General features: G+C 61.8%; 23 protein-coding genes and 1 other RNA gene. 10 read left to right on the forward strand and 14 right to left on the reverse strand.

Features of this window, described 5'->3' with window-relative positions; all coding sequences use genetic code 11:
• The first annotated feature begins 224 nt into the window (after window positions 1–224).
• The gene (locus tag IG168_RS04595) at window positions 225–1310 is read left to right on the forward strand and encodes a serine hydrolase domain-containing protein (protein ID WP_193162214.1); all 1086 of its coding nucleotides are present in this window, start codon (window positions 225–227) and stop codon (window positions 1308–1310) included.
• A 22-nt stretch (window positions 1311–1332) separates the two neighbouring features.
• Here the strand turns inward: IG168_RS04595 and IG168_RS04600 are convergent, their stop codons facing one another.
• The 3 genes from IG168_RS04600 to gcvT form a co-directional block, all read right to left on the reverse strand.
• Complete coding sequence (locus tag IG168_RS04600; RefSeq protein WP_193162216.1) at window positions 1333–2940, reverse strand: winged helix-turn-helix domain-containing protein; 1608 nt, start codon at window positions 2938–2940, stop codon at window positions 1333–1335.
• Window positions 2941–3062: 122 nt separating this feature from the next.
• The gene (gcvH, locus tag IG168_RS04605) at window positions 3063–3449 is read right to left on the reverse strand and encodes a glycine cleavage system protein GcvH (protein ID WP_193162218.1); all 387 of its coding nucleotides are present in this window, start codon (window positions 3447–3449) and stop codon (window positions 3063–3065) included.
• A 99-nt stretch (window positions 3450–3548) separates the two neighbouring features.
• Window positions 3549–4637 carry a glycine cleavage system aminomethyltransferase GcvT gene (gene gcvT / locus IG168_RS04610; protein WP_193162220.1) on the reverse strand — a complete coding sequence of 363 codons (1089 nt, stop codon included), beginning with the start codon at window positions 4635–4637 and terminating at the stop codon, window positions 3549–3551.
• Between the two features lie 414 nt (window positions 4638–5051).
• Between gcvT and IG168_RS04615 the strand changes: the two genes are divergently transcribed.
• Window positions 5052–7319 (forward strand): carbohydrate binding family 9 domain-containing protein, encoded by a 2268-nt coding sequence (locus IG168_RS04615; RefSeq protein WP_193162222.1) that lies wholly within the window; start codon window positions 5052–5054, stop codon window positions 7317–7319.
• Between the two features lie 158 nt (window positions 7320–7477).
• Window positions 7478–8170: a 2OG-Fe(II) oxygenase gene (locus IG168_RS04620; protein ID WP_226876533.1), complete on the forward strand. Its 693-nt coding sequence runs from the start codon at window positions 7478–7480 to the stop codon at window positions 8168–8170.
• Window positions 8171–8237: 67 nt separating this feature from the next.
• Here IG168_RS04620 and IG168_RS04625 read toward each other — a convergent pair whose 3' ends face one another.
• The 8 genes from IG168_RS04625 to IG168_RS04660 all read right to left on the reverse strand — a co-directional run bounded on the left by IG168_RS04625 (window position 8238) and on the right by IG168_RS04660 (window position 16045).
• Window positions 8238–8804 carry a CBS domain-containing protein gene (locus IG168_RS04625; RefSeq protein WP_193162224.1) on the reverse strand — a complete coding sequence of 189 codons (567 nt, stop codon included), beginning with the start codon at window positions 8802–8804 and terminating at the stop codon, window positions 8238–8240.
• Window positions 8805–8923: 119 nt separating this feature from the next.
• The gene (locus tag IG168_RS04630) at window positions 8924–9157 is read right to left on the reverse strand and encodes a hypothetical protein (protein WP_193162226.1); all 234 of its coding nucleotides are present in this window, start codon (window positions 9155–9157) and stop codon (window positions 8924–8926) included.
• 224 nt (window positions 9158–9381) lie between these two features.
• Window positions 9382–10518, reverse strand: coding sequence for a CNNM domain-containing protein (locus IG168_RS04635; RefSeq protein ID WP_193162234.1), 1137 nt, complete (start codon window positions 10516–10518; stop codon window positions 9382–9384).
• Between the two features lie 6 nt (window positions 10519–10524).
• Window positions 10525–11529: a rhomboid family intramembrane serine protease gene (locus tag IG168_RS04640; protein WP_193162241.1), complete on the reverse strand. Its 1005-nt coding sequence runs from the start codon at window positions 11527–11529 to the stop codon at window positions 10525–10527.
• Between the two features lie 33 nt (window positions 11530–11562).
• Entirely contained in the window at window positions 11563–12795 is a 1233-nt protein-coding gene (locus IG168_RS04645; protein WP_193162243.1) for a UbiH/UbiF/VisC/COQ6 family ubiquinone biosynthesis hydroxylase, read from the reverse strand.
• A 57-nt stretch (window positions 12796–12852) separates the two neighbouring features.
• Window positions 12853–14103 carry a 2-octaprenyl-6-methoxyphenyl hydroxylase gene (gene ubiH, locus IG168_RS04650; RefSeq protein ID WP_193162245.1) on the reverse strand — a complete coding sequence of 417 codons (1251 nt, stop codon included), beginning with the start codon at window positions 14101–14103 and terminating at the stop codon, window positions 12853–12855.
• On the reverse strand, window positions 14103–15485 hold the full coding sequence (pepP, locus tag IG168_RS04655) for a Xaa-Pro aminopeptidase (protein WP_226876534.1): 1383 nt from the start codon (window positions 15483–15485) through the stop codon (window positions 14103–14105). Before pepP ends, ubiH begins: the two co-directional genes overlap by 1 nt.
• Entirely contained in the window at window positions 15485–16045 is a 561-nt protein-coding gene (locus IG168_RS04660; protein ID WP_193162247.1) for a UPF0149 family protein, read from the reverse strand. Before IG168_RS04660 ends, pepP begins: the two co-directional genes overlap by 1 nt.
• A gap of 255 nt (window positions 16046–16300) precedes the next feature.
• On the opposite strand from IG168_RS04660, the gene IG168_RS04665 reads away from it, so the two are divergent.
• The 4 genes from IG168_RS04665 (at window position 16301) to IG168_RS04680 (ending at window position 17833) form a co-directional block, all read left to right on the forward strand.
• Window positions 16301–16504: a TIGR02449 family protein gene (locus tag IG168_RS04665; protein ID WP_193162249.1), complete on the forward strand. Its 204-nt coding sequence runs from the start codon at window positions 16301–16303 to the stop codon at window positions 16502–16504.
• On the forward strand, window positions 16504–16830 hold the full coding sequence (locus IG168_RS04670) for a cell division protein ZapA (protein WP_193162251.1): 327 nt from the start codon (window positions 16504–16506) through the stop codon (window positions 16828–16830). The genes IG168_RS04665 and IG168_RS04670 overlap by 1 nt, the downstream gene beginning before the upstream one ends.
• A 71-nt stretch (window positions 16831–16901) precedes the next feature.
• Window positions 16902–17082: non-coding RNA, 6S RNA (ssrS, locus tag IG168_RS04675), on the forward strand.
• Between the two features lie 166 nt (window positions 17083–17248).
• Complete coding sequence (locus IG168_RS04680) at window positions 17249–17833, forward strand: 5-formyltetrahydrofolate cyclo-ligase (protein ID WP_193162253.1); 585 nt, start codon at window positions 17249–17251, stop codon at window positions 17831–17833.
• Between the two features lie 80 nt (window positions 17834–17913).
• Here the strand turns inward: IG168_RS04680 and IG168_RS04685 are convergent, their stop codons facing one another.
• Entirely contained in the window at window positions 17914–18051 is a 138-nt protein-coding gene (locus IG168_RS04685; protein ID WP_193162318.1) for a hypothetical protein, read from the reverse strand.
• A 227-nt stretch (window positions 18052–18278) separates the two neighbouring features.
• A complete protein-coding gene (gene ilvA, locus IG168_RS04690; RefSeq protein WP_193162255.1) occupies window positions 18279–19820 on the reverse strand; it encodes a threonine ammonia-lyase, biosynthetic in 1542 nt (513 codons plus the stop codon).
• A gap of 191 nt (window positions 19821–20011) precedes the next feature.
• Here ilvA and rpiA point away from each other — a divergent pair, with 191 nt between their 5' ends.
• The 3 genes from rpiA to IG168_RS04705 all read left to right on the forward strand — a co-directional run bounded on the left by rpiA (window position 20012) and on the right by IG168_RS04705 (window position 21970).
• Window positions 20012–20686: a ribose-5-phosphate isomerase RpiA gene (gene rpiA / locus IG168_RS04695; protein WP_193162257.1), complete on the forward strand. Its 675-nt coding sequence runs from the start codon at window positions 20012–20014 to the stop codon at window positions 20684–20686.
• Between the two features lie 23 nt (window positions 20687–20709).
• The gene (locus IG168_RS04700) at window positions 20710–21342 is read left to right on the forward strand and encodes a transglycosylase SLT domain-containing protein (protein ID WP_193162259.1); all 633 of its coding nucleotides are present in this window, start codon (window positions 20710–20712) and stop codon (window positions 21340–21342) included.
• A gap of 253 nt (window positions 21343–21595) precedes the next feature.
• On the forward strand, window positions 21596–21970 hold the full coding sequence (locus tag IG168_RS04705) for a DUF4168 domain-containing protein (protein WP_193162261.1): 375 nt from the start codon (window positions 21596–21598) through the stop codon (window positions 21968–21970).
• A gap of 97 nt (window positions 21971–22067) precedes the next feature.
• Here IG168_RS04705 and IG168_RS04710 read toward each other — a convergent pair whose 3' ends face one another.
• On the reverse strand, window positions 22068–22379 hold the full coding sequence (locus IG168_RS04710; protein WP_193162263.1) for a helix-turn-helix domain-containing protein: 312 nt from the start codon (window positions 22377–22379) through the stop codon (window positions 22068–22070).
• Between the last annotated feature and the right edge of the window lie 16 nt (window positions 22380–22395).

Genomic DNA, 22395 nt, shown 5'->3' on the forward strand with positions numbered 1-22395 from the left:
AGTCGTCGGACAACTCCGTACAAAACCCAAAAAGCCGTACCGGCTCTCCGGTGCGGCTTTTTTATTTCCGGATGACTCGGCCTTGATGCACTTCCTATCAGCCTTCCGCTACGTCGAGCATCCCGGCGATCCCGCCCTTCATAATTCTTCATACAGGCTTCAGGCTTTTCACACTGTCCCCGACTCCAATAGCGCCACCTGATAGCACTTCATTGGAGAACCCCATGTACCAAAGAACCTGCACTTTTCTACTGGCACTGCTGTTCGCGGTACCGGCGGCGGCCGCACTCCCCGTAGCCAACCCCGCGGATGCGGGCATCGACGCCGCGATACTCGCGGGCATAGAAACGGATGTGAAGCAGGACAAGTTTCACAAGCTCACCAGTGTCCTGGTCGCCATGAATGGCAAGCTGGTTTACGAGAAATATTTCGGCGACAGCAGCCGCACTGCGCTGCACAACACGCGCTCCCTGACCAAAACCGTGACCGCACTGCTGCTCGGCGCGGCGATCGAGCGCAAGACCATCCCTGGCGTGGACGCGCGAGTGGTCAACTTCTTTCCCAACTACCAGCCACTCGCCAACCCGGACCCGCTCAAGTCGGCGATGACACTGGAAGACCTGTTGACCATGAGCTCCCCACTGGAATGCGACGACGAAAACAGCTTTTCGCGCGGGAATGAGGAACGCATGTACCTGGTGCGGGACTGGGTCAAATTCGCACTCGATCTGCCGGTGCGCGGTTTCCCGGCCTGGGTGAGCAAACCCGAGGACTCCCCCTACGGCAGGGCCTTCTCCTATTGCACCGCCGGCAGTGTGTTGCTCGGGGCCGCAATAGAGAGCGCCACCGGCGAACGTCTCGATAACTTCGCCGAGGCCACCCTCTACCAGCCACTGGGGATAGACACGGCCAAGTGGCAGTACACCCCGACCGGTGGTGCCATGCCCGGCGGCGGCACCGGCTATCGCAGCCGCGACCTGCTCAAGTTGGGGCTGCTTCTGAACCAGCACGGGCGCTGGCGCGAACAGCAGGTCGTTCCCAGCCACTGGATTGACGCCATGCTGACGCCGCGGGCAGTGCCCCGCGAGGGCTACGAGTACGGCTACCTGCTGTGGCACGCGCCCTTCGAATTGCATGGCCGACCGGTGAAAGCCTGGGCCATGGCGGGCAACGGCGGCAACTACGTGTTTGTGATGCCGGAACTGTCACTGGTGGCGGTTATCACCAGTACCGCCTACGGCGAAGCTTACGGTCACCCACAGAGCCACCGACTGTTCCAAAAATATATTCTGAACGCCCTGCAGGGCTGATATTCCCCGGTGGCTCCGCAGCTCAGAGCGGCACTTGCGGGCGCAATTCTGGCGGGACCAGTTCCCGCTGGGTGTGCACCGCATCACCGATGTGGTCGATCACCTGCGTAAATTCCGGCGCGCCGCGCAGATCGGCAAACAACGGAGAGACCAGCAGATAGGCGCTATCGCGATAGCCGCGGTCCACCGCCGCTTGCAAGGCATCCACCGCATCCGGTGTGGCCCCCTGCGCCTGCAGTAACAGGGCCTGCTCGAGCCACAGCGAAGAGGCGTCCACGCCCTGTGCACGCTGCTCGGCCAGCGCCGCCAGTCGCTGCGGTATCCACTCGTCAGCGCGTGGCACCCGGTAGAGCCGCAGCAACGTATCGAAATAGGGATCGGAAGGGCGCGCCTCGTGGGCCTTGCGGAAACTCGCCAGTGCTCGCTGTCGGTCCCCCTGCAACAGCGCCATTTCACCCTGTAATTCCCAGAAATCCGGATGTACCGGTCGAGCACCCGCGCGCTCGAGCACAGTCCGCGCCTGGCTGTAACGGCCCTGCAAAAAGAGGCTTCTGGGGTAGGCGACATTGGAGAAAAGATTGTCCGGATACAGCGCAAAACTGCGTGCATACAGCGTCTCGGCAGCGGCCGGGTAACCGAGCAGTTCGTAGTTGCGCGCCAGTTGCAGATCATTGAATGTCTGGCCCGGATCGTCATCGCGAACCGACAGATTCATCGCCAGCGCCTGCGCCAGCTCGCCCCGCTGCGCGAGCAGGTAGGCCAGTGCGGTGCGGCTGCCGCTCTGCTGCGGCGGTGCCAGCGCCACTGCCCGCCGATAGGCAGAGATGGCCGCATCCACCTGGCCGCGGCAGTCCAGAGCGTACCCCAGTGCTTCGTGAGCGCGGTAATTGTCGGGCTCACCGTCGAGCGCCCGGAGCGCAAGGGACTCGGCCTTTTCAGTCCACTTCCCATCGCCGTCGTAGCGGCAGACTTTTGCGCTGTAGGCAAAGCTGAGGCCCAGTTCCGCATGGGTATTCTCCGGCTCAGCCTCCAGCACCTGCCGGTAGAGCGCCGCCGCGCGCTCGTTGTTCTCCCGCTGGCCGATACCGGCGTAGTAGTCGGCGCGGGCGAGCAGATCGCCCTGCGGCCCCCGGGGTTGCCGCTGCACACCGCCGTCGATCACCCACCAGGCGGCTGTCGCCGCCAGCGCGACCACAGCCAGCAGTCCGGCAGAGCGCCAACGGCGCAGGCCTGTGGACACGCCGCTTTGGCGCTGTGCCCGAACCTCGCCCACTTCGGCTGCGAGAGCCTGCGGCACTACCACAAGTTGGTAACCGCTGCCGCGTACCGAGCGGATGTAACGTGGGCTGCGGCCATCATCCCCCAGCGCGGCGCGCAACAACCTGATGCGCTGGGTGACCGTCTCCTCGTTAACGACGCTCGGCGCCCAGACACCGTCGATCAGCGCATCGAACGAAACAACTTCCGAACCGCGCTGCAGCATATATGCCAGCAGGCGAAAACTGAGGCCGGATACATTCAGCAGCTCCGCACCCCGCTGCACTTGCTGGCGCGAGAGATCGATGGTCAGGTCATCCAGTTGATAGCGCATGGTGTGAATCACGATATTGGATGGCCCAGTGTAATCCATAGAGTTGGCGCAGTTCCCGCCCTCAACCCCTGGTAAAAACAAAAGGGCAAAAGCGAAAGGGCAAAAAAAAGCCGCGCTCGTTATCGGCGCGGCTTTTTTGCTTCTGGAACTGTCGCTCTCGCTCAGTCTTCCGCTTCGGCGCGGTAGGCATCGGCGTCGAGCATGTTGTCCAGCTCGCTGGCATCGCTCGGCTTGACACGGAAGAACCAGCCGTCGTCGTAGGGGGAGGAGTTCACGGTTTCCGGAGCGTCTTCCAGCGCCTCGTTGACGGCAACCACCTCACCGGACACCGGAGAGTAGATATCGCTCGCGGCCTTCACCGACTCGACCACACCGGCTTCGTCGCCGGCCGCCAGCGTGGTACCCACTTCCGGGGTTTCCACAAACACCACATCACCCAGCGCGTCCTGGGCGTGATCGCTAATACCGATGGTGACGGTACCGTCCTCTTCCAGGCGCGCCCACTCGTGGCTGGACAGGTATTTCAGTTCGTTGCGAATTTCGCTCATGCTGTGATCCCTCGATTAAGCATTTTTAATTCAGTCTTCAAAGCTCGAAAGGCGCCGGGCTCACCGCCCCTGCGCCGGTTGAATCAATGGGCGCCGCGTTCAAATCACCGACTTGCCGTTGCGCACGAAGCACGGCTTGACGACCTTGACCGGCACCAGCTTATTGCGCATTTCCACCTGGGCGGTCTCGCCGACCGTCACCGGCACGCGCGCCAGTGCAATGGAGTGGCCCAGAGTCGGGGAAAAGGTGCCGCTGGTGATGATACCGCGGTCGTCGCTGCCGTCCACTACCACGGACTGGTCCGCGCGCAGTACCCCGCGCTCCTCCAGCACCAGGCCCACCAGTTTCTGTTTGACGCCCGCCGCTTTCTCTTCGGTCAGCGGGCCGCGGCCGATAAAGTCGCGGTCTTCCGGTTGCCAGGCGATGGTCCAGCCCATGTTGGCGACCAGCGGGGAGGTCTCGTCGTCCATCTCGTGGCCGTAGAGGTTCATACCCGCTTCCAGGCGCAGGGTGTCCCGCGCGCCGAGGCCACAGGGAGCGACGCCAGCATCCGCCAGCGCGCGCCAGAAACCGGGAGCGTCATCGCCGGCCAGCATGATTTCCAGTCCATCCTCACCGGTGTAGCCGGTGCGGGCGACAAACCAGTCGCCGCGGGCAACGCTCTCAAAGACCTTGAGTCCGTCGATGGCCGGGATCCAGTGAAGACCCAGCACTTCCTTGACCTTGTCGAGAGCCTCGGGCCCCTGAATGGCCACCATCGCCAGGTTCGGGCGTTCGGTCAGGGTCACGTCGAAGGCTGCCGCCTGCTGGTTCATCCAGGCCAGGTCTTTCTCGCGGGTCGCGCAGTTGACCACCACGCGGTAACCGGGCTCGCGCAGATAGACGATGAGGTCGTCGATCACGCCACCTTTTTCGTTCAGCATGCCGGTGTACAGGGCCTTGCCCGGCTTTCCGTCCAGCTTGGCCACATCATTGGCCAGCAGGTGGCGCAGGTAATCGCGGGCGCCATCGCCGTCGACATCCACCACGGTCATATGGGAAACATCGAACATGCCGGCGGCTGTGCGCACCTTGTTGTGTTCGTCCATCTGAGAGCCATAGTGGAGCGGCATATCCCAACCGCCAAAATCCACCATTTTGCCGCCCATGGCGACATGTGTGTCATACAGAGGCGTTCTGTTTCCCATGTTTTGTTCTCAATCCGCTAGATCTAAAAGCCGGCTATTTTAACGGGCACCCCGCCGCAGTGACCAGACGGCGATATTCTGCAAGCCTAGCAGGCAGCGGGACTTAAACCTGCCCCGCGCACCAACCGCCGACAAAGATTCGGATTGCCGCAGATTTGGGCAACCCCGAAACCCGGGATAAGGAATAGCAGAGTTTGGCGACGGCGTGGCCCCGGGCCCCCGCCAACTCGGTCCGCGCCGTGGGTTTACCTCGCCGCGGTCAACGACCTGCCGCTGCCCGGATGGCGTGAGGGGGACGGCGTGAGGGGGATGACTGTCAGCCAGAAAGTTGCTTTCACGGGACAAAGCGCCGCAACATCCGCTGTAAAGAAAGGTAAACTCCCCATCATAATTCTAATAACTGGTTTACCGAATATGGATATCCCGTTTCCGGCCAGAGGCAAACTCGGCCGCGTTGTATTCGCCACTCTATTTTCCAGCCTGTTCTGCCAAAGCCCGCTCGCCGAATCCCCGGTGGTCGTCACTGCGGACAATATCGCCATCCCCCACGCCGACAAGACCGCGACCATCGACGGCGTACTGGACGACGTTATCTGGGACAGCGCCAGCCGTGTGCAACTCAATTACGAAACCCGGCCGCGCGAGAACGAGCGGCCATCGGTAAAAACCGAGGCATTCCTGGTCGAGAACGGCAGTACCCTGTACATCGCCTTCGTCGCCAGCGACCCGAATCCGGAAGAGATCCGCGCGTTTATGCGCGGCAGGGACAGCGCCTATTCGGACGATTTCGTCGGCATCGTCCTGGACACCTTCAACGACCAGCGCCGCGCCTTTGAGTTCTTCGCCAATCCACTGGGTGTGCAGATGGACCTGATCAACGACGATGTCAACGGCAACGAGGATGACTCGTGGAACGCCACCTGGGATTCCGCCGGCGAGATCGACGAGCAGGGCTATGTGGTGGAGATGGCCATACCGCTGAATATCCTGCGCTTCCACAGTGGCCTGGAAACCCAGGTATGGGGCGTGGACCTGCTGCGCTTCCGCCCGCGCCAGGACCGCGCGCGCATCTCCAGCAATCCGCTGGACCGAGACCGTGCCTGCTACCTGTGCCAACTGGGTAAACTGGAGGGCTTCCGCGACGCCGAGCCCGGGCGCAACCTGGAAATCGTACCGACCGCTACCGCCTCCCGCGGGGAGACTCGCGATCCCGAAGCCGGTGAAGACTGGCAGAAGGGCGCCGACGCCACCGAAGTCGGTGTGGACGTGCGCTGGGGCCTGTCGGCCAACTCCACCCTGAACGCCACTCTGAACCCGGATTTTTCCCAGGTGGAAGCGGATGTGGCGCAGCTGGACGTCAACACTAATTTCTCGCTCTTCTACCCGGAGCGAAGGCCCTTCTTTCTAGATAGCGCCGACTATTTCGAAACCTTCCTGCCGATCGTGCACACCCGCAATATCGGCACCCCGGATTACGGGGTGAAGTTCACCAGCAAGTCCGACAGCAACACCACCGGTGTCTTTATCACCGATGACCAGCAGACCAATTTCGTGGTTCCCGGCGTGGAGAGTTCCGACATCGCCAACTACGACAGCGCCAGCCAGAACGCGGTTGTGCGCTACCGCCGGGATTTCGGCAATGAGTCCACCATCGGTGCCCTGGTCACCAGTCGCAGTGCCGACGACTACCTGAACCAGGTTTACGGCGTCGACGGCAAATACCGCATCAATGAAAACGACAGCCTGCAGGGGCAACTGCTGGCCTCCCGGTCGGAGAACCCGCTGGAAGTACAGGACGAATTCGGACTGGCGGAGAAGCAGAGCGACGTCGCCGGCCAGGTGCGCTACCGCCACAACTCAAGGAGCTGGTCCTGGAATGTCGCCCACCAGCAGTTCGGCGAAGACTTCCGCTCCGACCTCGGCTTTATCACCCAGGTGGGCTACCAGAAATCCGTCGCCGGCCTCGGCCATACCTGGCACGGGGAGCGCAACAACTGGTGGAACCGCGTCGAGGTGTACGGCGACTGGGATATCACCCACGACACGGACGGCAACCTGCTGGAGCGCGAACTGGAATCCTACGTATTTGTGGAGGGGCCGCTGCAATCCCATGTGGAGTTCGGCGGTCTGACCCGGGTCCAGGCCTACGAAGGCACAATGTACGACCAGAACCTGCTGTCGCTCTATACCGAGGTCCGGCCACTGCCGGGCCTGTTCCTCGGCGCCTACACCCGCGTCGGGGATGCCATCGACTATGACAACAACCGCGCCGGAGACCTGGTGCAGTTCGACCCGCGGATTACCTGGAACATCGGCCGCCACCTGGAGGCGCGGATTCAGCATAACTACCGCACACTCGATGTCGACGGCGGACGCCTGTTTACCGCCAATCTGACCGACCTGCGCCTCACCTATCAGTTCGACACCCGCAGCGCCCTGCGACTGACACTGCAGCATGCGGATATCGAGAGGAACCTGGACCTGTACCTGGATACGGAGGATCTGTCCCACCAGAACCGCTCCCTGGGATCGCAGCTGCTCTACTCCTATAAGGTCAACCCGCAGACAGTGTTCTTCATCGGCTATTCGGACCATGCACTGGACAGTGATCTGCTCGACCGGATGGAGAAATCCGACCGCTCGGCATTCCTGAAAATGAGCTACGCCTGGCTGCCCAACTGAGCCCCTAAGCAGCGGCGGGAAACCTTTCCCTCGGCGCCGCCGGGGCGGACCCGACCGCCGTAAATTTTGCTTTGCAAGCAATGCGCCCGGGTGTATAAGTCTCCGGCCTATTCACGGCCGGCGCGCCCGCACCGGCGGCTTTCCCGGAGCCCACCTGCTTGCACAACCCAACCGCAGTATCGCTGCTGAACCGCCAGGGGCCCCACGGCGACGATCCGCTCGATCGGATTGCCCACGCCCTGCGCAAGGACGGCTACATCGTACTGCCCGCGCCAGTGTCACCGGCAACACTGGGGGGGATGCTCCGCCATTTCCGCTCCATCGATCGTGACCAGTTCAAGCGCGCCGGTATCGGTCGTGAGGAAGATCACCAGCTCAACCGTTTCGTACGCAGCGACCGGATTTTCTGGCTGGACGACGCCAATCCCGCTGTGAGCAGTTACCTGAACTGGATGGAGACTCTGCGCCAGGGACTGAACCGGCGCCTGTTTCTGGGGCTGTTCGACTATGAGTGTCACTACGCCTATTACGAGCGCGGCACTTTCTATAAAAAACACCTGGATGCATTCAAGGGCGGCACCAACCGGGTCGTCAGCACCGTGCTCTACCTGACACCAAACTGGCAGCCCCGCGATGGTGGCGAGCTAGCGGTCTACCCGCCGGAGAGCCCGGACGCAGCAACGGCCGCCGACCCGTTATTCAAGGTGGCGCCGCGCTTCGGCCAAATGGTGATTTTTCTGAGTGAGGAGTTTCCCCACGAAGTCCTGACGGTCAACCGGCCGCGCTACAGCGTTACCGGCTGGTTCCGGGTGAACGGCAGTCTCGGCGACAATATTGATCCGCCGGCCTGAGGGTTGCGCGCGACTGCCGAGCATTCGGCGGTCGCATCGCTAGCGAGGGAGTTACTGCGGATCCGGCTCAGTGCACCGGCGTCATGGTCCGCAGCAGTTCGGCGAAGCTCGGCGCCGTATCGATATTGATTTCGGCGTGCAGGCGCGTACCCACTTCAGACGCGCTGATCAACCCACGCACATGATGGTTGTGCAGGTCCACCACCAGGCACTCGCGCTGGCCGCTGCGGCGCATCGCTTCCAGCACTTCGCGGATGGTGCTTTTCTCGACCTGCTGGTAGCTCAGCATTTTCAGCTCGCTGCGCGGGCGCATCAGGTCACCGACCGTCAGCTCCTGACGCGCGACACCGGCGGCCACACATTGCATGACCCGCTGGTAGGAGATGTCTTCCGAGGTCAGCAAGCCGGTAAACACCCCCTCACTATCCAGTACCAGCACCGCGCTCAAGTGGCCCGCGCGCATGACCTGCGCCGCATCCAGTGCCGACACCGATGGCGTCAGCAGTGACGGGTGATGGCTTTTGAAATCCGACACAAAGCTGAGCGCCGGGGAGTCCAGGCTCAGGTCACTGAAATCGTCCGGGAACACCAGCTTGTCAAAATCCTGCAGACGGAGGAAATCTAGGTTTTTCATTGGCTTAACTCTCTGGGATTTGCGCGGCGGGGGATTGCCCGGAGCGCGCATTCAAACTCAATCACGGTGCGCCGTCGGTGGCAGCATCCGTAAATACCTTGCAAAAAGTTTGCGGGGAGTCAGGCCAGAGAGGGGGGACCGCGAATCGCGTTGCTGTCAATTTGACGGGATTGCGGGCGGTTGCTGATTGGCAGGAAGCCGTAAACAACAAACGTCGTCGCCAGCACGATGGTGTTGTCCACGTGCTGCAGGTCGGCGTCGTTATCGGGATTGTTCTGGAAGAGGTCGTTGTCGTCGTCACTGTCGACAGGCTGCAGCACACTGCAGCTGAGGTCCGTAAACCCCTTGGACACACCGGGCTCAGCCTGTACTGCTGCGCAAAGCAGTACTGACTGAAGAACTATAAAGAGTAACCCTATGCGCAAAATCATTATTCCCAGTAAAAATATTCCAGGCTGTCGCCGGAATACGCAGTTCAAACTGCTAGCGCCCCTCCGCTGCGCGGATTGCGGGCGATACTGCTTTGGACTTAGTTATGGGCCCCGGGTTCCGTTTTTTCAAGACTGTGCAACGGCGATCAGTCCCGCGGTGGTAGCTTGTCGCTATCCGGTCCCTCGTCCATCTCGTCTATTTCATCCTTATCATGCGCCTGTTGCGCCGCCTCGTCTACTTTTAATCCATAACGCTTGGAGCGCCAGCGCCACAGCCGCCTCGCGAGCGCCTGACGATCCGGGGTCTTGTCCGCCTCGTCGACGATCTCTTCACCCAACAGGGTTTCAAGCAAGTCTTCCAGCGTCACCAGTCCCTCGAGACTGCCGTACTCGTCGACGATCGCGCTTATCTGCACCCGCCGCGCGAGCATCTTCTGGAACGCCTGATAGATGGTCGCCGTTTCCGGCAGCATCAACATGTCGCGGCGAAATTCCGCCAGCTTGCCTTGACTATTGCCCCGCGCAAACGACAGCAACAAATCCTGCTTGAGCACGAAGCCCACGACACAGTCAGGATCGCCGCGCTCGTAAACCGGAATACGGGAAAAACGGCTTTTTTCCACATCCTCATAGGTTTCCGCCACCGTCGCATCCTGAGACAGTGAATAGACGACCGTCCGCGGTGTCATGACTTCGCGTACCGAATGATCGCGCAGCGTAAAAAATAAATTGCGCAAAATATTCGACTCGCGCCGCTCGAGCTGGCCTTCCGCCGCGCCCAGTTCTGCCATCACCGCAAATTCTTCGCGGCTGAATCCGGTGAGCGTCGTACCGCGGGAAAGCCCGCGGGTAAGCCACTCGGACATCTTCACAAATGGATACAAAATCCATACCAGTGCGCGCAGGACATAGCTGATCAAAGGTGCCAGCTGACGCCAGTAAACGGCACCGAGTGTCTTGGGAATAATTTCGGAAAAAACCAGAATCAGCAGTGTCAGTATTGCCGACGCCAGACCCAGGTACTGGTTACCGAATATCATGGTCGCCTGTGCCCCGGCGCCGGCCGCGCCAGCGGTATGGGCGACCGTGTTCAGTGTCAGAATCGCCGACAGTGGCGCATTGATATCCTCTTTCAGTTTGCGCAGCAGGTGGCCAGCACGATGCCCCTCCCGCTCCAGCAACGTGATATAGGGCATGGTGACGCTGAGAATGACCGCTTCGGCAATCGAACACAGGAACGAAAATCCGAGAGCGACCAGGACATAGACAATCAGTAAAAACATAGGCGGTCAGCTGGCCGCTTTATTTTCAGGGGTAGTGTTTACGGCAAAGTTTTTCGCTCCGCCGGCCAGGCAGTAAAGCGCCGCGAGCAGCAGTCCGCCAGCGAAGCCCCCCAGGTGCGCCGCGTTGGCAACACCGACATCAAAGATATAAGTAACCAGTCCCGTCGCGCAGACCAATAGCCAGCCCACCATCAGCGCGACAATACCAGCGGGCACGTCGCGCCACTGCGGTTGCCAGCGCTGCACGACGAAGACTGCTCCCGCCAGCGCGTAGACGACGCCGGACATGCCGCCAAACAGAATACCCGGCGACCAGAAGTACTGCGCCAGATTTGACACCGGCGCGGCGGCCAAAACCAGAATGGCAAACATCCATGTACCCGCGCGGGCCTCCAGCGGCCGCCCGAGAATCCAGACACCCATCGCATTGAACAGCGCGTGCGGAAACGAGAAATGCAGGATTGCCGGCGTCCACAAACGCCAGTATTCCCCGTGCGTCAGGTGCCAGGCGAGCGTCGAATTGGCGGGAGTGAAATCACCGCCGCGCTGCGGGTAGATAGCCAGCAACTGGACCAGGTTTTCACGTACCAGAAGCCAGCCGAGAAAACACAGCGCAATCAGCGCCAGGCTCAGCGGCGTTTTCCGCCAGGGCCAACTGGGCAGTGGTGAAGCCGTCTCGAGGACAGGTTCGTGTCCCGCGGCGTCGCCTGCGGACGTGCCGGAATTAGCGGTCTCCGCGCCGGCCGAATCCTTGCTGTCGTCCTCGTCAGTAGCCGTCGCAGAATCTACGACCGGCTCCACCCGCACATCGGCTAGATTGAGTTCACCCGCGCACCAGCGGTCCAGCAGCGGCGTCAGCAATTCGCCCAGACGCGGATCCGGAGTCGACAGTAATTGGCGATTGTTCTCTTCGGAAATGCGCAGCGGCAGGCCGCAGCGCTGAATAAACTGCGCCAGCTCGCTCAGGTCTTGATTGAGGGGAAAGTCGCGAACGGTAATCCAGTGGCTCAAGGGTCCGGCCTTAATCGAGTCGGCCCCGCGCGCTCACACCGCCATCGCGCGCAGGATAATGCGTTTTTTCAGCAGCGGGCTGGCGTCCACCATACTCAATCCGGTGTTGCGCAGCCAGCGCCAGTGCAGATTGCCGGCACCGAACAGGGATTTGAACGTGCTCATGGCTTTCAGCGTGGCCACGTTATCGCCGCGGCGGCGGCGCTGGTAGCGCGCCATCACCGACGGATCGGAGGGTTCCAGGCCGCGCTTGAGCGCGCGCGCGATTTCTTCACTCAGCACCAGCACATCCTGCAGCCCGAGATTGGCGCCCTGCCCGGCGAGCGGGTGAATACTGTGGGCGGCGTCGCCGATCAACACAGCACCGGGACCGTAATAGGATTCCGCGTGGCGCGCACGTAGTGGAAACGAAAAACGCTCACTGACAGAAGCAATACTGCCGAGACGACTCTCGAACGCCTTCTCCAGGTTCAGTGCAAAAGCGGCATCGTCGAGCATAACCAGTTCCCGCGCCAGCGGTTCGTCCGCAGACCAGACCACGGCACAGTGATTGTCGTCGCCGAGTCCCTCGAGAGGCAGGAAAGCGAGCGGGCCCGTTTTCAGGAAGCGCTGCCAGGCGGTGTGCTGGTGAGATTTTTCACACTTGGCCACGCAGACGAGTGCGGTCTGGTGGTAGTCGGTATCGTGGCAGCGGATGCGCAACAGGTCGCGAACCTTGGAGCGGGCGCCGTCAGCGCCGACCAACAGGCGCGTGCGCAGCACCTCGGGATGCTCCTCCAGCCCCTCGACCACATTGCGGTCGGAGCGCGGCTGCAGGTGCCAGAGGCCGCAATCGCGCCACCAGCTCTCGAGACGGAACCCGGCAACAATTTCCACATTGGGCAGTGCCGCAAGGCGCTCGCGCAGCGCGGCGACCACCACATTGTTTTCAACGATATGGCCGAGGTTCGGCATCTGCACATCGCGGCTGTTGAAACACACCGAACCGGTGCCCTCGGCGTCCCATACGCGCATCTCCGTATAGGGGCAGGCGCGTTCGGCACCGAATGTCTCCCAGGCGCCGACCTCTTCCAGCAGTGCCCGCGACGACTGCGTCAGCGCAACGACGCGGGGGTCGTACTCGGTGGCGGAAACCTGCGGCACGTCAGTGGAGGCCTCCAGCACCGCGATTTGTAACTGTGGATGGCGCACGGCCAGCAGCGTAGCTTGGGCCAGGCCAACCATGCCCGCGCCGACGATTGCGATATCCAAACGTTGTCTTTTCATAGGATGACTGTTCCGCCATTTTAAACCGGGCGACAACGCCGCCAGGTACGCAGACAATTAAAGCCCAAAACCCGCCGCCTGGCCGACAAAACTCGCGCGCAACGGTGGCGCCAGAGTCAACCCGAGCAGACCGGCCTGCCGCAGCCCCCGCGCCATCAGGTTCGCGGAGGCGAACAGCGGCGGCACGCGATCACTGAAGCCGATGGTCAGCTGTTGATCCAGCTGCCGCTGGCGCCCGTATTCCTGTAACAAGTCTAGCTGCCCGGGTGAATTTCGCGCCAAATCTGCCTGCACGAGAGACTGCGCCAGCCAGTAACAGTCGCGCAGGGTCAGGTTGAACCCCTGACCGGCGACCGGGTGCAGGAAATGGGCACAGTTGCCCACCAGCACCAGGCCGCGGCGCCACTGCTCCCGCGCCAGCGACAGACTGAGCGGGTAACTCTGCAGGGAACCCGCCCGCACAATGCGACCGGCACGCCAGCCGAAAGTCCGCTGCAGGCGTGCGATAAACGCTTCCTCCGGCAGCTGCATCAGTGCTTCGGCGGCGTCCTCTTCGCAGGTCCACACCAGCGCCATGCGGTGGTGGCCATCGCGCTGGGGCAACGGCAGCAGGGCCATGGGGCCAGAGTCGGTAAAGCGTTCATAGGCCCGATTGCCGTGGGCGCGCTGCAGGCCGACCGTGGTCACCAGCGCCCGCTGGCGATACTCAACACGCTCCGTGTCGATCCCCAGCTGGCGGCACAGGGGCGAATCCACACCATCTGCCACCACCAGCAGGCGCGCCTGCAACTGGCGCTCACTGTCGCCGTTACCGTCGCGCCAGCGCAGCAGCGCACCGTCGGTGCCCATCTGTACGCTATCGACCCGCGCCGGGGCCAGCAGCCCGACTGGCGTCTGCGCCAGGGCACGGTGCAAGACCGGGCCCAGTGCGGCGTTTTCAATCACGGCGCCGAGCATGCCCTCAAAACTGGCGGGCGCCTGCTGCCGCGCCTGCAGGGAAACACCCAGGGCGCGACCGCGGTCGCTCACGCCGATATGCTCAATCGGCGCACAGTGTTCGCGCAGCGCCGGCCACAGGCCCAGCTCCGCAAAAATCTGCAGGCTGCCGGCGGACACCGCGGTGGCGCGGGTATCGAAACTCGGCAGCTGCAAACTCGCGCGGGGATCGGGGAGCGGCTGCTGCTCAAGTAATGCCACCGAGAGCTGCGGGCAGTAGCGGGTCAGCATCAGTGCGAGGCTGGCGCCGGCCATGCCGCCGCCGACAATCGCCACATCCACTTGCGAGGTATCCTGCTGTTCGCGCGTCATCACCACAGCTCTCCCTGCACTTCCGTTTCCCCCATGAGATATTCGATATCCGCGACCGTTTTCGGCGCCGCTGCCGACAGCACCTGGACGCCATCGCGGGTCAGCGCCACATCATCCTCGATACGAATGCCGATACCGCGGAATTTTTCCGGCACCTGCTTATCGTCCGCGGCAATATAAATACCGGGTTCCACGGTCATCACCATGCCCGCCTCCAGTTGCCGCCACTGGCCGTGCACGCGGTAGTCACCGGCATCGTGCACATCCATACCGAGCCAGTGTCCGGCGCGGTGCATGTAAAAACGACGGTAGGCACCGGACTCGATCAGGCCGTCGACGTCGCCGCGCAACAGGCCCAGATCCACCAGCCCCTCGGTTGTGGTACGCACGCTGGCCGCGTGTGGCTGGTCCCAATCATTGCCCGCACGAATCGTATCGATCGCGGACTGCTGTGCGGCCAGAACAATTTCATAAAGCGCTTTCTGCACCGGCGAGAAGCGGCCGTTGACCGGATAGGTGCGCGTAACATCGGCGGCGTAACCGCGGAATTCACAGCCGGCATCCACCAGTACCAGGTCGCCATTTTTCAGTGGCGCCGCGTTGCTGCAATAGTGCATCACCAATGCATTTTTACCGCCGCCGACGATAGTCGGATAGGCCGGTTCGCGCGCCCCGGCATCGACAAAGGTGTGCAGGATTTCCGCCTCCAGCTGATACTCAAACAGCCCCGGCTGGCAGCGCACCATCGCGCGGCGGTGTGCTTCCGCGGTAATTTCCGCGGCGCGCGCGAGCAGGCGCAATTCCTGCGCGCTCTTGTACAGACGCAGGTCGTGCAACAGGTGGTCGAGCCCGACCATTTCCGGCACCCCGGTACTGCCCGGTGCGTTGTCGATAGTATGCAGGTAATTCTGCAGACGCCGGTCGAGCTGCGGGAAACGTCCCATGGAGTAATAGATGCGTGCGCGCCCCTCCAGCAGCCCCGGCAAGATATCGTCGAGGTCGCCGATCGGAAAGGCGTCGCACAAACCGCAATGTTCTGCGGCCCGCTCGGGTCCCAGGCGCGGGCCGTCCCATATTTCTTTTTCCGCGTTGCGCTCGCGACAGAACAGCAGCGACTCGCCCTGCGCGCGACCGGGCATCAGCACCAACAACGCTTCGGGCTCTTCGAATCCGGTCAGGTAGTGAAAATCGCTGTCCTGGCGAAACGGGAAATAGGTATCGCGCGAGCGCAATTGTTCCCGCGCGGCCGGCACGATCGCCAGGCTGTCGTCACCCAGCGCGGCAATCAGCCGCGCTCGCCGCCGGGCGTATTCCGCCTTGCCGATGGCAGTAGCGGCATTTGCAGAGGCGGCTTTCGACCCGGCCATCATCGCCACCGACATCAATGTACCGTCGGAGCGCTGCCGGCATCGGGCTGCGGGCCCGCTGTCTCGGTAAAAATATTCATGACCGCCACCCGCACATATTCCTGCACCTGCAGCAATTGTTTTTCCATATCATCGGTGGCCTCGACAGCATCTGCATCCACCTGGGCGATACTACCGATATCCTCCAGCGCCTCGCGACTGGTGGCCTCCAGCTCACCCTGGTAATTGCCGATACCGAAACCGAGCAGGAAACCCTGGCACCAGTGCCCCAGGGTCTGCGTGCGCGCGGCGATGTCTTCGTCGCTGGGCAGCAGCAGTTGGAAATCGAATTCGCCGTTGCGCAAATGGGCCAGGCTGTCTTGCGCGAGCTGCAGGAAATCGCGGTTCAGGTCCGCGGGCACAGCCTCCAGTTGCATCAGGTCCGCCAGCTCCTGCTGCCAGCGCTTCTTGTCCGGACGCGCTCCGGCGGACAGTACACCGCAGGCAAATCCATGCAGCTCACTGGGGTCCGCCACGCCACCGGCGGCGAGAATGGCATTTGCCAGGGAATCAAACGGGTTGGCCGCTGCTGTCATGGATACTGCTCGCTCGCGTTAATGTGATCAGAGTTTGTGCAATCCGCTGCTTTCTGCCGCAACCGGGTCAACCGGGAAGCGCCGCAGGGAATCGAGAGACAAATTTGTGATTGGTCGCGCAGGCGCGGCAATTGACCCTCTCATACACCGGCAATATAGTAGCGGAATCCCTCGCAGTCTGTCGTGTTGCGAGTTTACCCGGAGTGGCCGCCATCTCCGCGGGCGCCCAAGGCGCAGACATCAAACGCAGGAATTATGGATAAACTACAAGCGTTAGAAAGCACTGTGGATTCGCTGATCGCCCGCTGCCAGCAACTGGCGGACGATAATCGAGAGCTGCGTCAGCAGGAATCTGACTGGCAGCGCGAACGCCAGCGCCTGGTAAAAAATAACGAAGTCGCCCGCACCCGGGTCGAAGCCATGATTAACCGCCTCAAAGGCATAGCGCAAGAATCCTGATGGGTGACTCAACCGCAACCGCATCTTCCGAAACCGTAACAGTCTCCATTCTCGACAAGGAGTACCGCGTTGCCTGTTCGGAAGACGAACGCGCCGAACTGCAGGCGTCCGCTCGCCTGCTGCACGAGCGCATGTCGCGCATTCGCTCCAGCGGCTCAGTTATCGGCCTCGAGCGCATCGCCGTGATGGCCGCACTGAACATCGCCCACGAGTTGATCCAGGCCAAATCCGAGCTCGCCCGCATCCCGCTGGAGCAGGAAATGCTCGATCGACTGCAGGACAAAGTGCAGTCCGCACTGGGCGATATCGACCTCGACAAAACTTGACAGTTTCGTCAATAGCACATTTCCGCCAACAGTCTTGCTTAGCCTTTTGAGGCCATGGGCGTTATAATTTATGGACCCTGAGGTGTTGGCCAGTTGACTATGTCCTCGAGCCGATAATCTGACCCTGGGGGTCTCCAGCGGGTGTTGGTGCGCAAGTCCGCCATGTAGCGGAAAGCCTTATACATCCCGGGGGCCACCACCTTGAACTTTACGGTTCAAGGCTACGTCTTCAGCCGCACGCTCGGGGCTCTGATTTACGGCACGGTCCGTTTTGGTGCACATTGCATCGATCGGACAGAATGCCACCCGCGGCGCCGACGGTCATACGGCGCACCAGCAGAAACCGCAGCCCTGTCACCGCTGCGGTTTTCTTCTGTGTCGATCTCTCACCGGAGTTCCCTGCAGCTGATCAAGCCCCATGCATTCGCCCAGTGAAAGCAAAGTACAATTGCGCCGGCGTATGCGCACTGCGCGACGCGGCCTGAGCCTCTACCGGCAGCGCCAGCACGGCCGCGCGGCAGTCATCCAGCTGGGCCGCACGCCCCAGTTACAGCGCGCTCGGCATATTGGCATCTACTGGCCAATGGACGGGGAGCTGGATATCCGCTGGCTGTTCCAGCGCTTTCCGGACAAACACTATTACCTGCCGATACTGCCGGCCGCACCGCGTCCGCATCTGCGCTTCCGGCGCTGGCATGGCGGTCCGCTTACTTTCCGCAACCGCTATCGCATCCCCGAACCACTGCGCGGTATCAGTATCGAGCCGCAGTGTCTGGACCTGGTTCTGGTGCCCCTGGTGGCCTTTGACGAGACGGGCGCACGACTGGGAATGGGCGCCGGCTTCTACGACCGCACCTTTGCCTTCAAGCGCGTGCTGCCGAGCTCCGGCCCCGAGCTGATTGGCGCCGCCCACCAGTTACAGTGCGTGGAAAATCTGCCCACCGACAGCTGGGACATTCCGCTCGGCGGGGTGGTGACCGAGCGGCGCTTCTACCGCTGCTGACCCAATTGCAAGGCAACAAAAAAGGCCGGGCGCTTGCGCGTCCGGCCTTTTTTGTTCGTTGGCGGGCGGAGGGATCGCGCTCAGCGCGTAACCACTCCCTGCTGCAGAGCCGCCGGCGGTTCGGGGTCCGAGGCGAAAACCTCGGGCAGACCGGCGCTGCTCAGCAGTACGCCCGCAACAAAGACAACCACGGCGATTGTCAGTGCATCGGGTTTCATGGGGACCATCCTGTTAGATCGGCTGTTCTTGTTGTGAGCCTTGTTATAAGCGTTTCACCCCGCGTTAGAGTCATTTCAACGCAAAAGTTCAACGCCAGCCAAGATACTTGAGTATCGTCCAAATAGTAACCGGTACCCGTGTGTTTTTTGCGAAATTTGTCGCATTTTCACGCAAAAAAGTTCGACAGCGGCCAAAACCCGGTCTACGCGGCCGGCAAATCACCCTGTCATACGGGACTAAGTTGGCTTTCTGCACTGCCTGCCAGGAAGAACTGGTAAGCCGGATTGTCACTCTCGTCCCAGAAAGGATACTGCAACTGCTCCAGCAGGGCGCGCAATTCCTCCCTCTCCGCCGGCGCCACCTGCATGCCCACCAGCACCCGGCCATAGGCCGCGCCGTGGTTGCGGTAGTGGAACAGGGTGATATTCCAGCGCCCGGCCAACTGCTCGAGGAACTTGCGCAGCGCCCCGGGGCGCTCCGGGAATTCGAAGCGGTAGACCACCTCGTCGGTCAGGCCCTCGGCGCGCCCCCCGACCAGGTGGCGAATATGCAGCTTGGCCATTTCGTTATCGGTGAGGTCAGTGACCCGGTAGCCACCGGTATCCAGGCGCTCGACCAACTGCTGGCGATCCACGTCGGTGGCCACCTGCAGGCCGACAAAGATATGCGCCTCGCCGCCGCTGGCGAAACGGTAGTTGAATTCGGTGATAGCGCGGTCACCCAGGTCCCGGCAGAACTGCAGATAACTGCCCGGGCGCTCGGGAATGGTCACCGCCAGCACCGCCTCGCGCTTCTCGCCGATCTCGGTGCGCTCGCTGATATAGCGCAGGCGGTCGAAATTGGTGTTGGCGCCGCTGCACACGGTCGCCAGAGCCGCGTTGCGGCTGCCGCTCTGCTCGATGAATTTCTTCATGCCGGCCAGCCCCACGGCACCGGCAGGTTCGGCGATGGAACGGGTATCCTCGAAGATGTCCTTGATCGCCGCGCAGATCTCGTCGCTAGAAACAGTGATCACCCCGTCCACAGTCTCACGCAGCACGCGAAAGGTCTCCGCGCCGATCTGCGCTACCGCGACGCCATCGGCAAACAGTCCCACCTGGGGCAGGCGCACCCGCTCGCCGGCCTCCAGCGCCGCCTTGAGACAGGCCGCGTCTTCCGGCTCGACCGCGTACACCTTGATCTCCGGGCGCACATACTTGATATAGGCAGCCATGCCCGCCGCCAGGCCGCCACCGCCCACCGGGATAAACACCGCATCCAGGTGGCCCGGGTGCTGGCGCAGCAGCTCCATCGCCACGGTGCCCTGCCCGGCAATGACATCCGGATCGTCGTAGGGATGCACGAAGGTCAGGCCCCGCTCTTCGACAATCTCTTCGGCCCGCGCTGCCGCTTCATCGAAAGTATCGCCGTGCAGCACCGCTTCGGCACCGCGCATACGCACCGCATTGACCTTAATCTGCGGCGTTGTGGTGGGCATCACGATCGTCGCGCGCACCCCCAGCTGGGCCGCCGCCATCGCCAGGCCCTGGGCGTGGTTGCCGGCTGACGCAGCGATCACACCGCGGGCACGCTGCTCCGCGGGCAGCTGCAGCAGTTTGTTGTAGGCACCGCGCACCTTGAAGGAAAAGACCGGCTGCAGGTCCTCGCGCTTGAGCAGAATGCGGTTGTTGCAGCGGTGCGACAGCTGGCGCATTGGATCCAGCGGCGTCTCGGTGGCGACATCGTAAATGCGCGCGTCTAGAATGCGCTTTATATAGGACTTGGGCATGGCGTAAATCAGCTGCCGTTGGATGAATCTTCGAGCGCGATCTCTGTGATAGGGCATAGGGATCGCACGGCACGAGTCAGCCAGTCTAATCCTCCGCCAGCATCATTGCCACCATATTGCCGGCATTGCGCGAATTATTTTCCCGAAATCGGGATTTGCACACGAATAATTGCAAAGGAAGTCAGTACCCCATGACCCAGGACGAACTCAAGAAGGCCACGGCCCGCGCCGCCATCGACTATATCGCCCCCAAACTGGATGACCACTCCATCGTCGGTGTCGGCACCGGCTCCACCGCCAACTTCTTCATCGACTACCTGGCGGAAATCAAGGGGCAGTTCGACGGTACCGTGGCCAGCTCCGAAGCCTCTGCCGAGCGCCTGAAGGCCCACGACATCCCGGTCTACGACCTGAACAGCGTCGACAGCATCCTCGTCTACGTGGACGGCGCGGACGAAGCCAACCCGGCCCTGCAGCTGATCAAGGGCGGCGGTGCCGCACTCACCCGGGAGAAGATCGTCGCCGCCTGCAGTGATGAGTTCGTGTGTATCGCCGACGAGAGCAAGTGGGTGCCGGTTCTGGGCGGATTTCCGCTGCCGGTGGAAGTGATTCCGATGGCGCGCTCGCTGGTGGCGCGGGAGCTGGTCAAGCTGGGCGGCGATCCGGTCTACCGCCAGGGTGTGACCACCGACAACGGCAATGTCATCCTGGACGTGCACAATTTACAGATTACCGATCCGCTGGAACTGGAAGCCGCTATCAACAATCTGACCGGCGTAGTGACCAACGGTCTATTCGCACAACGCCCCGCCGACATTTTGCTGCTGGGCACTGCCGGCGGCGTCAAGACTTTCACCGCCAAGTAACCTGCACTACCAAGAAAATTGTCATGCTGAATAATAATAACTGGCGTCGCTACGTGCGGCTCTTCCCCCTGACTGCCACCCTGCTGTTCGCCGGTTGCGCCGTGAGCCCGCCCAATAACCCCGACGACATTTGCTCGATCTTCCGCGAGAAAAAAGACTGGTATGGCGAAGCCAAGGACGCCGAGGAAAAGTGGGGCACCCCGGTGCCCACGCTGATGGCATTCCTGCACCAGGAATCCCGCTTCGTGCAGGACGCGCGCCCGCCGCGCACCACGATCCTGTGGATCTTTCCAGGGCCGCGCCCGTCCGATGCCTACGGCTACGCCCAGGCACTGAGCACTACCTGGCGTACCTATGAGCGCGCCAGCTTCAATTACGGTGCCGACCGCGACGACTTCGGCGACGCGATCGATTTCGTCGGCTGGTATAACAACACCAGCGCAAAGCAATGCCGCATTCGCGGTAACGATACCTATCACCTCTACCTCGCGTATCACGAGGGACAGGGTGGCTACAATCGGCGCACCTTTAGGAATAAACCCTGGCTGACAAAAGTTGCGCATAAGGTTTCCGCGCGTGCGCAGAAGTACCAGCGCCAGTTAAACAGCTGTGAGAGCTCGCTGAAGCGGCGCCATAAATTCCTCGGGATTTTCTAGACACTGTGCACAGTGGGCCAACGGCGCACCGCAAAAATCTGTGCGAGTGGCGGCTAAATGCGCAACTTGCCGGAGAAACTGTCTACCCTGAGCTGACAACCCCTCACTTTTGCCCCGGCAAAGGTCGGCGTTGGATGCTGTGTCCGCTGGCGGGCGCGGCGCAGCCCCAATGTGACGCTGGGCGCTATAGGGAAATATCCCAATAAGTCCCTAGCCGAAGCAAAAGCGTCCATCGACACTGACGAGGTGATCAATGAAAACTCCAGCCCTTTGTTTTGCCGCACTCGCCCTGCTGTTGGCCCTGCCGATGGCACAGGCGGAAACCGATAAAAACCAGGTCAGCGCACAGAAGGTCTCGTACAGCGAACCCAAACTGCAGCAGTTCGCCGACGCCTATCGATCGATCGTCCTGCTCAGCCGCGAGTATGCGCCCAAGCTGAAGGCCGCTGCCGACATCAAGGAAGCCGAGGCAATCAACCAGGAAGCCCAGGGAAAAATGATTGCGGCGATCGAGGCCACCGGTTTGACCAAGGACGAATACCAGCAGATTGCCGGCAGTCTGAAATCCGATCCGGCGCTGCTAGAGAGAGTCAACAAGATACTGCAGGCGTCAGCACCAGCGCAGTAAGCCGATACCGCTGGGGTAACCCGGGCCCGTCCCGCCTTTCACCGGGATGGGGCGGTCCGGAAAACGCCTACTGCCTTCCCCGATATTCCGCCGTTCTTCAGTCCAGCGTCACATTCAGCACCCGGCAGATGGCTGGCAGGTGCGCCTGGATCCATTCCCGGTCAAACGAACCCCAGTCCTGCAGCAGGTAGTAGCCATCGTTGTTGCGCACCCCCTGCTGGATGAAATCCACCTGGGTGCCGTGCCCCGGTAAGCCCTTGGCAATGATGTCCTGCACCGTGCGCCGCGGCCAGCCGGTGACGTCCTCCAGTGCCGGGTTGTTCGGTTTGGGCAGCTGCTCGATCAGGTAGGCGATCAGCATGCGCCGACAGATGGTGGGGTTGAGTGCGCTTTCCAGGCTCGCGGACATGACAGTTCTCCTCGCT

The sequence above is a fragment of the Microbulbifer hainanensis genome, from assembly GCF_014904735.1.
In the GTDB taxonomy this organism is placed as follows: Bacteria; Pseudomonadota; Gammaproteobacteria; order Pseudomonadales; family Cellvibrionaceae; genus Microbulbifer; species Microbulbifer hainanensis.

Bases quoted from the DNA above. Each gene is read 5' to 3' on its own strand.
- ilvA (WP_193162255.1), bottom strand. From the start codon at position 19,820: ATGCCCAAGTCCTATATAAAGCGCATTCTAGACGCGCGCATTTACGAT.
- IG168_RS04705 (WP_193162261.1), top strand. From the start codon at position 21,596: ATGAAAACTCCAGCCCTTTGTTTTGCCGCACTCGCCCTGCTGTTGGCC.
- ubiH (WP_193162245.1), bottom strand. From the start codon at position 14,103: ATGACGCGCGAACAGCAGGATACCTCGCAAGTGGATGTGGCGATTGTC.
- pepP (WP_226876534.1), bottom strand. From the start codon at position 15,485: ATGTCGGTGGCGATGATGGCCGGGTCGAAAGCCGCCTCTGCAAATGCC.
- IG168_RS04665 (WP_193162249.1), top strand. From the start codon at position 16,301: ATGGATAAACTACAAGCGTTAGAAAGCACTGTGGATTCGCTGATCGCC.
- IG168_RS04670 (WP_193162251.1), top strand. From the start codon at position 16,504: ATGGGTGACTCAACCGCAACCGCATCTTCCGAAACCGTAACAGTCTCC.
- IG168_RS04685 (WP_193162318.1), bottom strand. From the start codon at position 18,051: ATGAAACCCGATGCACTGACAATCGCCGTGGTTGTCTTTGTTGCGGGC.
- IG168_RS04700 (WP_193162259.1), top strand. From the start codon at position 20,710: ATGCTGAATAATAATAACTGGCGTCGCTACGTGCGGCTCTTCCCCCTG.
- IG168_RS04595 (WP_193162214.1), top strand. From the start codon at position 225: ATGTACCAAAGAACCTGCACTTTTCTACTGGCACTGCTGTTCGCGGTA.
- IG168_RS04660 (WP_193162247.1), bottom strand. From the start codon at position 16,045: ATGACAGCAGCGGCCAACCCGTTTGATTCCCTGGCAAATGCCATTCTC.
- IG168_RS04625 (WP_193162224.1), bottom strand. From the start codon at position 8,804: ATGAAAAACCTAGATTTCCTCCGTCTGCAGGATTTTGACAAGCTGGTG.
- gcvT (WP_193162220.1), bottom strand. From the start codon at position 4,637: ATGGGAAACAGAACGCCTCTGTATGACACACATGTCGCCATGGGCGGC.
- IG168_RS04710 (WP_193162263.1), bottom strand. From the start codon at position 22,379: ATGTCCGCGAGCCTGGAAAGCGCACTCAACCCCACCATCTGTCGGCGC.
- IG168_RS04600 (WP_193162216.1), bottom strand. From the start codon at position 2,940: ATGGATTACACTGGGCCATCCAATATCGTGATTCACACCATGCGCTAT.
- IG168_RS04645 (WP_193162243.1), bottom strand. From the start codon at position 12,795: ATGAAAAGACAACGTTTGGATATCGCAATCGTCGGCGCGGGCATGGTT.
- IG168_RS04680 (WP_193162253.1), top strand. From the start codon at position 17,249: ATGCATTCGCCCAGTGAAAGCAAAGTACAATTGCGCCGGCGTATGCGC.
- IG168_RS04635 (WP_193162234.1), bottom strand. From the start codon at position 10,518: ATGTTTTTACTGATTGTCTATGTCCTGGTCGCTCTCGGATTTTCGTTC.
- IG168_RS04615 (WP_193162222.1), top strand. From the start codon at position 5,052: ATGGATATCCCGTTTCCGGCCAGAGGCAAACTCGGCCGCGTTGTATTC.
- rpiA (WP_193162257.1), top strand. From the start codon at position 20,012: ATGACCCAGGACGAACTCAAGAAGGCCACGGCCCGCGCCGCCATCGAC.
- gcvH (WP_193162218.1), bottom strand. From the start codon at position 3,449: ATGAGCGAAATTCGCAACGAACTGAAATACCTGTCCAGCCACGAGTGG.